This window comes from Phaeobacter italicus (genome assembly GCF_019801785.1).
Taxonomy (GTDB): Bacteria; Pseudomonadota; Alphaproteobacteria; order Rhodobacterales; family Rhodobacteraceae; genus Phaeobacter; species Phaeobacter italicus.
Map to the genome: position 1 here is coordinate 111365 of NZ_JAHVIJ010000007.1, position 12919 is coordinate 124283.

A 12919-nucleotide genomic window follows, 5' to 3' on the forward strand; every position below is an offset into this window, starting at 1 on the left:
CTATCGCCCTTGGATCTTTACCGAAAAACTGCGCCGCGCGCCTGCGGGCGGTTTGGGGAAGGGGCCGGCCCTGCGCACAAGCTGAACCGCGGCCTTATCCAAGGCTGCCGACCCAGAGGCCCGGGAAAGGCTGACTGATGTCAGCCCCCCGTTGGCCCCAATCGTAAATGAGATAAGAGCGACACCGCGGGATTTGACCCGCGGTTTTCCTGCCCGGGCCAGTTTGCGCATGACTTGCCCGGGATAGTTGCTGGCTGCGGCATTGCCCTGTGTCTGCGCCGCTGTGGCATCGGGTTGACCTCGACGGGTTGCCTTGGCTTCTGCCCGGCCGGATGTGTCGCCAGCCGTAGCAGACTGGGCACCGCCGCGTCGGCTCTGTTGTGGTTTGGTCGGGGCGGGTTGCGTCGTTGTGGGGGCCACCCTTGTCACTGCGGATTGTGGCGCGACTTTTTCTGCCGGCTTGGCCGTGTCTTGTTGGGGGGAGGGGCGCTGCGCCGCAACCGTTGGCGCTGTATCTGCAGACCGTGACGTGAGCCTTTGCACCGCGTGCGTGCGGTCGACAGTCGGCCTCGCAGATGGGTTTGCGATGGTGGGGCGGTGGGGTTGAACCAGCGGCTTTTCCTGTGCCGTGACGACTTTCGCGTCTAGCTGAGGGGGCGATGCACTGGCTGTGCCGACCACCATATCCTTGAATGCGGTGCCAAGGCGTACTTCGCTGCTGCCTTGCCCTGCCTCCATCAGAATTTCATCTTTCGCCGGGGCCAGCGTGTAGGCCAATACCCCATGTGCGGTCACGGCAAGGGCGACGGCAACTGTTTTTGCCGCACGTCTACGTCGCATCATCGCAGGCCCCTTTCGGAAACGATGAGGATTTTCTCGGCCCCCGCCTGACGCAATTTTTGGCCGATCCGGACCAGCTGGCTGGCAGCAAGATCGCGGTCCGGGACAATGCGGACAGTTGCCTGCATCTCAGCTGGCAGGCCAGTTAGGAAGCGGGCGGGGTCCGCAATGTTTTGCCCCATGTGGCTCAACCGGCCATCGGCATGGACCACGAGCGCATTTGGCGGCGGTGATGATGCCAAGTCTTCGGTATGGACCAGCTGCAGGTCTGCGTCCAAGGGGGGCGCAATGCGGCCGGCCACAAGAAAGAAGATGAGCATGAGAAACACGACATTGATCAGCGCAATGGTCGGTTCCCGGTGTTTTTTCTGCCGTTTCAGGATCATGACGTTTCAAGGACCGTAACACTCAGCCCCGTAATACCGTTCACCACAGCAAGAAAATCTGTCAGCCGCTGCGCAGTGACCCTGTTCCCGAGAGAGACAATTACGGAAAGCGTTTGCGCATTCTGTTGCTGCGGTTTCAACCGGTCCTTGAGGTCGCTCAACTCAGCATCGCGGCCATTTACCCGAAGCCCATCTGCCTGAAGCGAAACAAAAACTGGTCGGCGATCCTGCCGATTGTCGCCGCCTGCGGCAGCGGTCAGTTCGACTTCACCAAAGCGGGAAAAGGTTGATGACAGCATGAAAAACAGCAGAAGCAGAAAAATGACGTCAATCAACGATGTCATCGAAAGCGGACGCCTGCGTTTGGCCCTACGCATGGGCGTGATGTCGGATGGGGACAGTCACGTGCCGGATGTCACTGCGGGGCGCCAGAAACATCTGGATCGCCTTTTGGGCAAATACGCGGTCGGCATCCATCCGGCTCTCAAGAACGCTGAGCAACACAGCTGTCGGCATCGCGACGGCAAGGCCAATAGCTGTTGTCAGAAGCGCGACCCAGATCCCACCTGCCAGGATAGACGGATCAACCTGCGCCCCGGCCTCCTGCAAGGCCTGAAACGCTGTAATCATGCCCAAAACAGTTCCAAACAACCCTAAGAGCGGGGCCAGCTGTGCGACAGAATCCAACAGGCGAAAGCCCCGCTCAAGCCTTGCAAACCGGGTTTCAGCCTCGGCTTCCAGACGAGAAAACTCCGCTTCGCCGTCTACGGCCATTCCCATAACAGCTGCGAGATAGCTGGAGGATTTTTCGAGATGGCGGAGTGCATCGTCACGCTTGCCTTGGTCCCAATCTGTTGCAGCAAGATGGAGGTGATGGTGTTTCCCCACCCCGGCGGCAGCAAACTGCCAGAGCTTGTATAGAACCACTGATAGGACAATCACCGATAAACCGCAGAGCAGCAGAACGACTGGCCCACCAAGATCGTAGAGCGCCAGCAGAGGCGACAGTACATCCTCCATCATCCGAGCAGCTCCACGTCAGTGCGAGAGGTCAGGGAAAGCCCGCCGGTGCACATCTGATTGGGCAAGACGGTCTCGTCCGAGCCAAGACACGTTTCGGCACCATTGATCAGGACAGCCCCAAGATGCGCGCAATTCAGATTTGGCAGAACAAACTGGCGCACCCGTGGCCGCCCCGTCGGAAGGTCGGCAAAATCAAACAGCATCAGCCGATCAACGTGTTGATCGTTGTCCAGCAAGACGGTTTCGAAAACCACTTGTCCGATATCTGCAGAATGCGTGTTTTCAGCCAGAAAGCTGATCCGGCAACTGGTTTCGATGGTTTCGACCGAGTTGAGCTCAATGGAAAGCCCGGCATGTTTCTGTTCCGCGGCGCCAAGGTCCGGGGCCAGAGTGATCAGAGAGAGGATGAGTAAGTTCCAAGAATTTCGCATGCTGTCAGCCTGAGGTTTCATACAAACATCTGGCTGGGCAAAACCCATCGCTGGACGGCCAAACCCTATCAACGCCGGGCCGCAGGCGCAATACCTTATCAAAACACTTTGTTTTTCCAGCAGCGAACGAACTACCTTTCAGCAAGTTTGGTGGATTGTCGCAACTCGGTTTCGAATCCCCTCCCATCACATCGGAATCCAATAAGCAGGATTATGTAAATTCAGGCCGAGGCCTGATTCACATCCGACATTCCTTTCATCGCATCACAAATGGGTTCGCCATTGGTGTGTCAGAGGTATTGATCCAGGTGGTTTTGGTTCGTGTGTAGTCTTGAATGGCTTCAAGGCCTGCCTCTCTTCCGTAGCCAGATTGGCCATAGCCGCCAAATGGCGCGATGGGTGAGACTGCGCGATATGTGTTGACCCAGCAGATCCCCGCCTTGAGCCGAGATGACACGCGGTGAGCGCGCGCCAGGTTTTCGGTAAACACGCCGGAGCCGAGCCCAAATTCGGTCTCGTTCGCAAGGGCGATGGCCTCTTCTTCGGTGTCAAATGGCAAAAGCGACATGACAGGGCCGAACATTTCAACCTTCAGGGTTTCGATGTTCGGATTTGGGCATTCAACCAATGTCGGCGCCATGTAGTTCCCCGGGTGGTCCAGGCGTTCACCGCCAAAGCGGATCTTTGCGGCTTGCTCTTTCGCTGCGGCAAGGGTGGTTTCGATTTTTGCGATCTGGGCCCCTGTGCACAGCGGGCCAATATGGGTTCCTGCATCCAACGGATCACCCACGACAACAGACTGCATTTTTTCTTCGATCTTGGCGATGAGCGCCTCGAGGATCGGGCGATGGATCAATCCACGAGACCCGGCAACACAGCTTTGGCCCGAGGCCCCGAAATTACCCGCGATGAGCCCGTTGGCCGCGCCTTCCAGGTCTGCGTCATCAAAAACCAGGATGGGAGATTTGCCACCCAGTTCCAGTGTCGTCACGGCAAAATTCTCGGCTGAGTTGCGAACCACATGGCGGGCGGTTTCTGGTCCGCCAGTAAAGGCGATCCGGTCGACATCGGGGTGCCGTGTCAGTGGGATGGCGCAATTTTCCGCGTCGCCAGTGATGACAGAGACCACACCAGGCGGAAAGCCCGCCTGTTCGATCAGGCGCGCAAACTCCAGCATTGGTGCGGGGGCAATTTCAGAGGCTTTGAGCACCACAGTACAGCCCGCCGCCAATGCAGGACCGAGTTTTGTCGCGGTCAAGAACATCTGGGCGTTCCACGGAACAATCGCCACAACCACCCCAATCGGTTCACGACGGGTAAAGACGTGCATGTCCGGCTTGTCGATCGGCAATACTGCGCCTTCGATCTTGTCAGCAAGCCCTGCATAGTAGCGATAATAATCAGCCACATAGGCGGTTTGGCTGGCTGTTTCAGCAAGTAGCTTGCCGCTGTCCGTGGTTTCGATTTCTCCCAAACGGGCCGCGTTTTTCTCAACCAGATCAGCCAGACGGGACAGAAGTTTGCCACGGGCGGTCTGGCTGATGTCTCTCCATGCAGGATCAGACAACGCGCGGCGGGCTGCGGCAATTGCCCGGTCAACATCATCGGGCGCTGCGCAGGCGAAACTGGCCCAGTCCTCGCCCGTTGCGGGGTTCTGAGAGGTCATCACCTGACCTGCCGATCCTTCGGTCCAGATGCCATCAATGAACAGTTGAAAATGTGTCCGTTGGGTCATGGGGCGTCCTCACTGAAACTTGGGAATGACGGTGTCGATAAATCGGGCGAGAGACGCACGCTTGCGCTCAAAACTCATTCCGCTGTCGATCCAGTATGAAAATTCATCATAGCCCAGATCCTGATATCTCCGCAGCCGATCTGTGACCTGATCTGAGGTGCCAATGGTCAGATCTCTGGCAAGGTTCTTTGCAGCCATCAGGCCGTTCGCAGCAATATCGTCGTCGGTCAGCGGCTCTATCAATCCCTGACGCACGGGGCGTTTGTTTTGAAACCATGCGCCAAAGTAATTGTAGAAGCGAGACAGCTCATGCGCCGCCTGCCCGACATCTGCATCGTCCGCGCCGACATAGGTATGGTGAAGCAACATGATTTTGGGGCGCTTGCCATCGTGTTTTGCACAGGCCGCATTGAAGCGCCCCATCAGGGTTTCTATCTCTTCCTGCCCCTGCCAAAGGGGTGTCACCTGAATATTGAACCCGTTTTCCACGCCAAATTCATGGCTGTTGGGGTCGCGTGCAGCAATCCAAATTGGGGGGCCGTCTGATTGGACAGGCTTGGGCGCTGCGGTTGTTGACGGGAACTGAAAAAACTCTCCCTCATGGCTGCAATCACCTGCCCATAGTTTGGGCAACAGGGGCGCGATTTCACGCATTCTCTGCCCAGCTTCCCAAGGGTCCAGACCGGGATGCAGACGCTCGTATTCATAAGAATATGCACCACGCGCGATGCCAAGTTCGATCCGCCCGCCCGTCATCAGATCGGCAGCAGCGGCCTCTCCTGCCAGTTTGATCGGATGCCAGAACGGGGCGATCACCGTCCCGGTGCCCAACCGCACGTTTTTGGTATGATGAGACAGATCAACCAGTGACATCAGGGGGTTGGGCGCGATCGTAAAGTCCATCCCGTGGTGTTCTCCGGTCCAGACAGCGCGCATTCCTGCGTCATCGGCCATCTTGCAGAGTTCGATGAACTCCTCATAGAGGCGGTCCTGGGGTTGGTCGGCGCTGGTGCGCTCCATATGAGCAAAGAGAGAAAACTCCATCCATCAGGTCCTTTCTGAGAAACGGTGGACATCGCCGGTTTCGGCAGTGCCGAGATACAGGGAAAAATCCCCCTGACGGCTTTCTGTGGCAAAACGAGACATCATCGAGGTGATTGATGGCGTCGCAAAGGTTGCATCGGCCAGAGCGTTGAGCGGCACTGCCGTCAGACGACCCGCCCGCGAGGGAGGCTCTGACAGGGAGGCAAGGATGTAGACGAAATGGGCCTGCCCGCTGTCAAAGACGGAATAAGCGGCACCGAGTTGCGTGTTATACCCTGCCGTAGCGAGATGGCTGCGGAGCAAACCGCGAAGCTGCGACTGATCCTGTATTTCGATTTGTGGCGGTCGAAGACCTTCTGACGTGGCCTCGAGGTAAACCTTGCCCTCATGTTCGATGATGGCCCCGGCCAGCGTAGGCGCTTGGGTGGTTTCAAACGCCTTGCGCTCCAGTCCGATGCTGAAATAGCGACCGTTTGAATACCCCAATCCCGGCCCATCGCGGTGGTTGTAGGTTTCGACCTGCCCCAACAGAATCCCGTGATCGCCTGCATCGACAAGCTCGCGGGTTTTGCAGGAAAACTGAGCTACTGCACCGTCAATCAGGGGCACGCCGTTGGCGGCTAACCGGTATGGGGATCGTGCAAATCGATCTCCCTTGAAGCTTGCAAAAGTATTGGAGATTTCCTCCTGCCCTTCTGCCAAAACGCTGACCCCGAAGTAGTCGCAGGATGCGAAGTGATCGAACGTTGACAGGAACTTTCCGGGGCAGATAAGCAACAATGGTGGGTCCAGGGACACCGAAGAAAAAGAGTTCGCAGTAAATCCGACGGGCGTGCCCTGGGGATCAACCGTGGTGACAATCGTGACACCAGTCATAAATCGGCCAAAAGCCTGCCGCAGGTCACGCGGATCAATGGTGGTCATTGCCAGACCTCCTTGAGGAACTGAAACAGGGCTGCGTTGACGTCGCCCGGATGGGTCATCGGCATCATATGTGCGGCGCCTGCGACGATCTGAGCCCGTCCGCCGGGGCAAATTTCCGCCATGGTTTCGGCCATCGCGGGGGTCGAGTTTGGTTCCAACTGCCCTGTCATGAAAACCGCCGGGCACCGGATCCCGCTCAGATCGGATCGTGATGGTTTCTGGCTTTGTGCAAAGGCGGTGTAGGCCAGTTTATAGCCCATCGGCGACACCTCCGAGAGCCAGGTATGGCAGGCCTCGCGTTGAGGGGTCTGATCCGTTCCGAACCAGCGTTCCAGGGTCGGTGACGGATCTGCCGGCGTTTCGCCATCCAGTGCGGAGGCACGGTAGCAAACTGCAGAAGACGCCTCGCTGCTGCGTTCAAACACCGCGTTCAGGGCAACGAGCCCCTCGACCAGCTGGGGAAACCGTGTTGCCAGTTCGACAGCAATCATGGCCCCCATTGAATGGCCGACAATAACAGCGGGGTTATTCAGGCGTTGCAGAACATGACCCATGCGATCGGCATAATCCGAAAGTGTTTCGAGCCCCGCATCCAGCGGGCTTAGGCCGTGGCCCGGCATGTCCGGCGCTGTCAGCTGATAATGGGACGTCAGCGCATCAAGCTGCGCGCCCCAGGCCTCTGCCCGCAAGCCAACACCGTGCAGCAGCAAAACCGGTCGACCTGTGCCTGCCCGAACGGCCGCTAGCCCAGCGTATTCAGACCGCGGCCGGGTTGTCCACGTCATGACCCAACTCCTTGAGATCCTGATAGCGATCACCAATGCGGTGATGGGGTCTGCCGGTGGTGGCGGCGCCCAGCACAACCACGACTTCATCGTCACGCGGAGCATCTGGGACAGAGAACTGTATGGTCAGGTAGTGTGACCGTCGACCGGCATCATTCTTGTCCATCAATGGGACCATGATTGGTGCGTTGGCGGGCCCGCGGGTGTTGGTAAATGCCAGATAGGATTTTGCATCGACCGCCTGGCGGTAATGGTTGCCAAATCTCAGGGTATGGATGAGGCCAGAGGCGTGTTCTATTTCGCCATCCAAGCCTACAACAGCGGCTTTCCCGTAGGCTTCGATCGCTTGGCCGCTGCCAGCCAGGGCAATCATACGCTCGGTCATCAATTCACCGAGTACCGGCCCGTAGGCGTAAATCTCTGGGGTCAGATCCTCTACATACCTGCCAGCCCAAGGGTTTTTCAAAACCACCGCGACTGCGAACATGCGCCAGGGTGTTTTTGCCGGGCGAAAGCCCTCGATCAAGACTTCCTCGTCGTAGGTGACGATTTTTCGAATTTCCGGTTCCATGCTGCTTCTCCTGTCGCGCAAGAAGACGTTAGGAACAGGCGAATTTTTTGACAAACGAATGAATTATGTGCTTACCCATTAGCGATACTAATGGCTGAGTTGCGCAATGAGTAAATATCTTCCTCCATTGACTTGGTTTCGCTCTTTCGAGGCGGCTGCACGGACGCTCAGTTTTACTGCAGCGGCAGAAGAAATCGGGCTCACGCAATCTGCTGTCAGCCAACAGGTCAAATCCCTGGAAATGCGATTGGGGGTCGATTTGTTTGTGCGTCGAACACGTGGCCTTGCCTTGACAGACGCCGGACGCAAACTGTTGCCAGAGGTTGGCAGCGCGCTTGAGATGCTTTCGGGGGCTGCCGCCAGATTTGACATCGGCGCGGCGGGCGATCTCCTGACCGTTGCGACTTCGGTCAGTATTGCACAATGGGTCATCGCCCCTAACCTGGCAGCCTTCAAAACGCAGAACCCTGAGATCAGGTTGCGGATCCTCAGCGCAATCTGGCCTGATGATTTTCACGCCTCCCGTGCGGATGTGCAAATTCGGTTCGGCTCAGAGAAGCAGGTAGGCGCGGGATCTCAGCGCTTGTTGCCGGATCACCTGATTGCCGTGAAATCGCCAAGCCTAGAGACTGATTTCGAATCCTGCCCGCTGATCGAAACCGTGGGAACATCCAACGGCTGGGCGACTTGGGGCGAAGCAAACGGCCCCGTCCAAGAGCCGGCGGTCTTTGCAGATACATATGGGATGGCCCTGCAATTGGCCGTCCATGGCAACGGCGTCGCCTTGGTGAGTGAGCTTGTCGCCAAACACGCGGTCACATCCGGGTTGGTGGTGCAGGCCCATCCCGGTCAGATCGAGAGCAAAGAGGGCTACTTCTTGTCTATCAATGAGGAGTTGCCGGCGGCTTGTGTCTTTCGCGATTGGCTAAGGACGCAGCTTGCTGCGGGATGAAACCGGGACTGATGGCCCCGGTTTCCTTTTTATTCTTACGTCAGAATGATTTGGTCACAGACACCTTGAAGGTGCGGCCCGGTGCCTTGCGGCTGGCAGAGGACAAATGGCCAACGTAATCCTCGTCCAACAGGTTTTCGATCCCTGCGCGGAACTCCGTCCCTGTCAGCACACCCTCTTGCGGGCGCCATGTCGCGCGGAGATTGTGAACGGTGACATCTGCCAGGTCGTTGCGCAGAGCATCCCGGCGATTCGCCGAGTGCACCATCTCCCAGCTCAGATCCAGCCAGTTGTCCCACTTCTTCCCAACGGTCAGCTGCAAGCGATCCGCTGCAGTGTTGCGCCAGACTGCGGATGTCCCGTCTGGATTGAACTCGGTTCCGTCAGCGCGGTGCCCTGCAAAATCAACATATGTTCCATTGGCCATCCCGTAAGAGGCCTCTAGTTCGAACCCCTTTGACTGAACGTCTCGCAGCTCGAGACTGGTTGATCCCGAAACCGTATAGCTGGTGATATCGTAAAGATCCGTGTCGTAGTAGTTCCCCCGCACCGTCAGGCTGTCGCCAGCTGCAAAGACATCAGTCCCCGTGTATTCAGCGCCGATTTCATATGTGCGGGATTTCTCCGACTGGTTAATCCGACGTTGGGCCGTTGCACTGGTGCCCAGGTCATCAATAATCGGAAGACCTTCGGTGTAAGCCGCGCTGCCAAAGACCGACAGACCATTGCCAAAGTCGTAGGCCAAGGCAAGTCCACCCATGAGCGCATCACTGTCATATGAATTCGGAACACCGGCCAGCGCAGTCGCGCTGTCGATCTTGGAGCTTTCGTAACGAATGGCGGGGGTCACGGTGAATTGCCCTATCGACATTTCGTCGATAACAAACAAGGCCATGCGATCATTCGTGCCACCCGGCGCGCCGGCGGCTGTGTTATCTGCCCGTTCCCGTCGTTGGATTTCGAAACCAGCGAGTAGATCATGGGATACGGTGCCGGTTTCAAAAATCGACCGGTTGGTGATCGTAAGCTTGGTCGTCTCATAGCGCTGGTCTGCATTCACGGTCCCCACGAGGAAGGGGAAACTGGGCGTGCCTTCCAGCGGTGAAGAGCCGGGGACATAGTCATACTCGATTTTTTGGTCTGCATAGGAGAGATTGGCGCGCAGATCGATCAGATCATTTCCAGGAGCAAAGCGATACTCGAGGACCGTTTGCTGGGTATCGGTCAGGCGGTCGACATTCCCAAAGCTGCCGCCGTCCGTCGCAAACTGATCGTAGGGAACATCCTTGTCGTCTGCCTCAGTTCGCGAATGGCTAAGGGTAATCGAATGGGCATTTGAATCACCAAAAGTGAACTTGCCTTTTGCCAGATAAGACGGCGTTCGAAACGCGCTGTTGCCGATGGTGGTGCCGTCACCTGCCTCCAGATCTCCCTGATCACGCAGCGAATAATTCAGCAAGAATTCCGTCTGCTCAGTTGGCATCCAGGCGAGATTGGTCGATGTGACCCACCCGCCACCGTTGGAACTGTACTCAAATGTCTGCGATCCACCGAAACCCGGCACCCCTCCGGTGAAGTCGGAGGCGTCTTTGGTTTCCAGCTTTACCACGCCGCCCACAATACCAGAGCCATAGGCGAAACTGCCAATGGTCCCGCGCAGCACCTCGACCTCACGGTAGAGCAGCGGATCCGTAAACAGCTGGGTTCCGATGCGATAGAGCTCTTCTGAACCGACGCTTGCACCATCGACCTGCACCGCGATTTTCTGGTCTGATCCAAAGGTCGTGTTGGCCCCGAAGCCACGAATGTTGATCCCCGACCCTTGTGGAGTGGTGCCGTTCACCAGCGATACGCCTGGAACAGAGTCAATCAGTTGGGCGACGGTGCTCGCCTGCCTGTCCTGAATTTCCTCTTCGTCCACGACTGTGCGAGGCAGTGCAGTTCCAAATGTCAGATCCCGCTTGCCAGCCGTTAGAATGAGAGTTCCAAGAAATCCGGGATCTTCCTGAGCGGCAACAGGGGCCGCTAGCGCCACGCCAAGCGGGACACACACAAGCGCGGTGGTTCCGCGCAAAAGAGGGGTAAGCATTTCGCCATCCTTGTTTTTTAGGGGGGCCACAACTGGCAAAGGCTGGCGAGGCTGATCGTCGTTTTGCGATATCTGTATCGCGACGGGTTGCAGCGATACTTTAAGCATACTAAAACAGTCAAGTAATTTAAGACAGCCATGCTCCCCTTCGTCAGAGCCAGCCATCCGACCTGTTCAGATCTGAGAGGATGCCATGCTCGACCGAGCCACCCCAACACCCGAAGAAATCCGTGCCTTTGTGCAGGACCATCCCAATTTGCGCGCCCGCGACATTGCGCAGAAACTCTCAATCGCCGAAGCGCAGCTGGTGGCCGCGGGCGTAGGGATCAATGCGACGCGGATTGCTCCGCACCCTGATGGCATCATTGCCGCTGCTGAACAGCTGGGCGAGGTCATGGCGTTGACGCGGGTTGGTGATTGTGTCCACGAAAAAGTCGGAGAATACGGGAATTATCATCCGGGCGAACATGCCGCGATGACCCTGACAGAGGAGATCGACCTGCGGATCTTCCCACGCCATTGGGTGCATGCCTACGCCGTCGAAACCCTATCCGACGCCGGCCCCAAACGGTCTCTGCAGGTTTTTGACGCAGCTGGCGATGCCGTTCACAAGATACACCTGCGAGAGACATCCCGGCAGGAAATGTGGCCAGAACTGATCGCAGGGCTGGCGATGGCAGACCAGTCCGCCGGGCAGGAGGTCACAGAGCGCGCTCCGAGCGAACCGCCAAAGTCCCGACCCGAGAAAACAGATGTGCTGCGACACGAGTGGTCAAGAATGACCGACACCCACCAGTTTCTGCGCCTGTGTTCCAAGTTGAAGATGAACCGCCTTGGCGCGTATCGTGTGGCTGGTGCGCCGTTTGTGCGCGCGCTGGATCCCGGAGCCGCGAATGCCATGCTGATGGCCGTTCGGGACGCAGGCATCAACATCATGTTTTTCGTGGGCAACCGTGGCTGCATCCAGATCCATACCGGTCCAATCCAGAACTTGCGCCCCATGGGCCCGTGGCAGAATGTCATGGATGAACGGTTCAACCTTCACTTGCGCTTGGACACCGTTGCCGAGGTCTGGGCGGTTGAAAAGCCAACACAACGTGGCCCTGCACTATCTGTCGAAGCATTTGACGCCGAAGGTGGATTGATCTTCCAGGTCTTTGGCGTTGGCAAGGAAGGCCAAGACAGTCGGGAAGACTGGGGCCGGATCGTGGCGGCGCTGCCTGACCTGCAGGAGGGGGCAGCATGACACCGCTGCGCGATAACTTTGCCTTTTTCGCTACGGTGCTGAGCCTTTGCCTTGGACTGGCTTTCGCCGTTTCAGTCAATCGGCTGCATGCGAAAGCTGGCAGCGAGGAACAAGCTGATGTTCTGTCGATCGGCGGGTCTGTCACAGAAATCGTGGTTGCGTTGGGCCAGCAACACCGCTTGAAAGCCCGCGACACGACTTCGGTCTATCCTGAAGACATCACTGCGCTGCCTGATGTGGGCTACATGCGCGCCTTATCGTCAGAGGGCATCCTCTCGGTTGCGCCCGGCTTGATCCTGTCAGAGGAAGGCGCAGGCCCGCCCGAAGCGCTGGATGTGATCCGTGGCGCTGACATCTCGTTTGTCGAAATTCCGTCTGCCGTGGATGGCGACGGAATTGCCGCCAAGATCATGGCTGTTGCAAAGGCCCTGGATGTTCCCGAGCGTGGCGAAACGCTCGCCGCAGAAGTGAGAGAAAGCCTTGCTGCGGCGGAAAAGCAGGCAAAAACAGCCAGCGACAACGCACATCGTGTCATGTTTGTCCTGTCCGCGCAGGACGGCAGGATCGTTGCAGCAGGGCAAAACACCGAAGCTGACGCCATCATCCGCATGGCCGGCGGGATCAATGCCGTGACAGATGTATCTGGATACAAACAACTCTCTGACGAGGCCATCGGCCTTGCATCCCCCGATGTCGTTCTGATGATGGATCGCAGGGGCAATCATGCGATCAGCGATGAAGCCCTGCTGGAGCTGCCTGCCATGCGTTTGACGCCAGCGGCCAGAACGCGATCGATCATCAGAATGAATGGCCTATTGCTCTTGGGGTTTGGGCCCCGCACCGCAGAGGCGGTCACTGAACTGCATCGTCAGCTGTATGCGGATGGATCCTGA

At 57.6% G+C, this 12919-nt stretch carries 14 protein-coding genes; 3 read left to right on the plus strand and 11 right to left on the minus strand.

What is annotated here, in order from left to right; all coding sequences use genetic code 11:
• The 10 genes from KUV39_RS18800 to KUV39_RS16445 all read right to left on the minus strand — a co-directional run bounded on the left by KUV39_RS18800 (nucleotide 1) and on the right by KUV39_RS16445 (nucleotide 7739).
• A complete protein-coding gene (locus KUV39_RS18800; RefSeq protein WP_222460345.1) occupies nucleotides 1-843 on the minus strand; it encodes an energy transducer TonB family protein in 843 nt (280 codons plus the stop codon).
• Nucleotides 840-1226 carry an ExbD/TolR family protein gene (locus KUV39_RS16405; RefSeq protein WP_222460346.1) on the minus strand — a complete coding sequence of 129 codons (387 nt, stop codon included), beginning with the start codon at nucleotides 1224-1226 and terminating at the stop codon, nucleotides 840-842. Before KUV39_RS16405 ends, KUV39_RS18800 begins: the two co-directional genes overlap by 4 nt.
• Nucleotides 1223-1570 (minus strand): ExbD/TolR family protein, encoded by a 348-nt coding sequence (locus KUV39_RS16410; RefSeq protein ID WP_244998415.1) that lies wholly within the window; start codon nucleotides 1568-1570, stop codon nucleotides 1223-1225. Before KUV39_RS16410 ends, KUV39_RS16405 begins: the two co-directional genes overlap by 4 nt.
• A 25-nt stretch (nucleotides 1571-1595) precedes the next feature.
• Nucleotides 1596-2249 (minus strand): MotA/TolQ/ExbB proton channel family protein, encoded by a 654-nt coding sequence (locus tag KUV39_RS16415; protein WP_222460348.1) that lies wholly within the window; start codon nucleotides 2247-2249, stop codon nucleotides 1596-1598.
• A complete protein-coding gene (locus KUV39_RS16420; protein WP_244998416.1) occupies nucleotides 2246-2680 on the minus strand; it encodes a hypothetical protein in 435 nt (144 codons plus the stop codon). The genes KUV39_RS16415 and KUV39_RS16420 overlap by 4 nt, the downstream gene beginning before the upstream one ends.
• Before the next feature lie 256 nt (nucleotides 2681-2936).
• A complete protein-coding gene (locus KUV39_RS16425) occupies nucleotides 2937-4415 on the minus strand; it encodes an aldehyde dehydrogenase (RefSeq protein WP_222460350.1) in 1479 nt (492 codons plus the stop codon).
• 9 nt (nucleotides 4416-4424) lie between these two features.
• Nucleotides 4425-5459, minus strand: a complete 1035-nt coding sequence (locus KUV39_RS16430; protein WP_222460351.1) for an LLM class flavin-dependent oxidoreductase — start codon at nucleotides 5457-5459, stop codon at nucleotides 4425-4427.
• A 3-nt stretch (nucleotides 5460-5462) separates the two neighbouring features.
• A complete protein-coding gene (locus KUV39_RS16435) occupies nucleotides 5463-6383 on the minus strand; it encodes a flavin reductase family protein (RefSeq protein ID WP_222460352.1) in 921 nt (306 codons plus the stop codon).
• Complete coding sequence (locus tag KUV39_RS16440; RefSeq protein ID WP_244998417.1) at nucleotides 6380-7168, minus strand: alpha/beta fold hydrolase; 789 nt, start codon at nucleotides 7166-7168, stop codon at nucleotides 6380-6382. Before KUV39_RS16440 ends, KUV39_RS16435 begins: the two co-directional genes overlap by 4 nt.
• Nucleotides 7140-7739 carry an amino acid synthesis family protein gene (locus tag KUV39_RS16445; protein ID WP_046211948.1) on the minus strand — a complete coding sequence of 200 codons (600 nt, stop codon included), beginning with the start codon at nucleotides 7737-7739 and terminating at the stop codon, nucleotides 7140-7142. Before KUV39_RS16445 ends, KUV39_RS16440 begins: the two co-directional genes overlap by 29 nt.
• Before the next feature lie 106 nt (nucleotides 7740-7845).
• Between KUV39_RS16445 and KUV39_RS16450 the strand changes: the two genes are divergently transcribed.
• Nucleotides 7846-8691 carry a LysR family transcriptional regulator gene (locus tag KUV39_RS16450; RefSeq protein WP_222460353.1) on the plus strand — a complete coding sequence of 282 codons (846 nt, stop codon included), beginning with the start codon at nucleotides 7846-7848 and terminating at the stop codon, nucleotides 8689-8691.
• 40 nt (nucleotides 8692-8731) lie between these two features.
• On the opposite strand, the gene KUV39_RS16455 is transcribed toward KUV39_RS16450, so the two are convergent.
• Nucleotides 8732-10780 carry a TonB-dependent receptor domain-containing protein gene (locus tag KUV39_RS16455; RefSeq protein WP_222460354.1) on the minus strand — a complete coding sequence of 683 codons (2049 nt, stop codon included), beginning with the start codon at nucleotides 10778-10780 and terminating at the stop codon, nucleotides 8732-8734.
• Between the two features lie 193 nt (nucleotides 10781-10973).
• Here KUV39_RS16455 and KUV39_RS16460 point away from each other — a divergent pair, with 193 nt between their 5' ends.
• Nucleotides 10974-12026 carry a hemin-degrading factor gene (locus tag KUV39_RS16460; RefSeq protein WP_222460355.1) on the plus strand — a complete coding sequence of 351 codons (1053 nt, stop codon included), beginning with the start codon at nucleotides 10974-10976 and terminating at the stop codon, nucleotides 12024-12026.
• Nucleotides 12023-12919: a heme/hemin ABC transporter substrate-binding protein gene (locus tag KUV39_RS16465; RefSeq protein ID WP_222460356.1), complete on the plus strand. Its 897-nt coding sequence runs from the start codon at nucleotides 12023-12025 to the stop codon at nucleotides 12917-12919. Before KUV39_RS16460 ends, KUV39_RS16465 begins: the two co-directional genes overlap by 4 nt.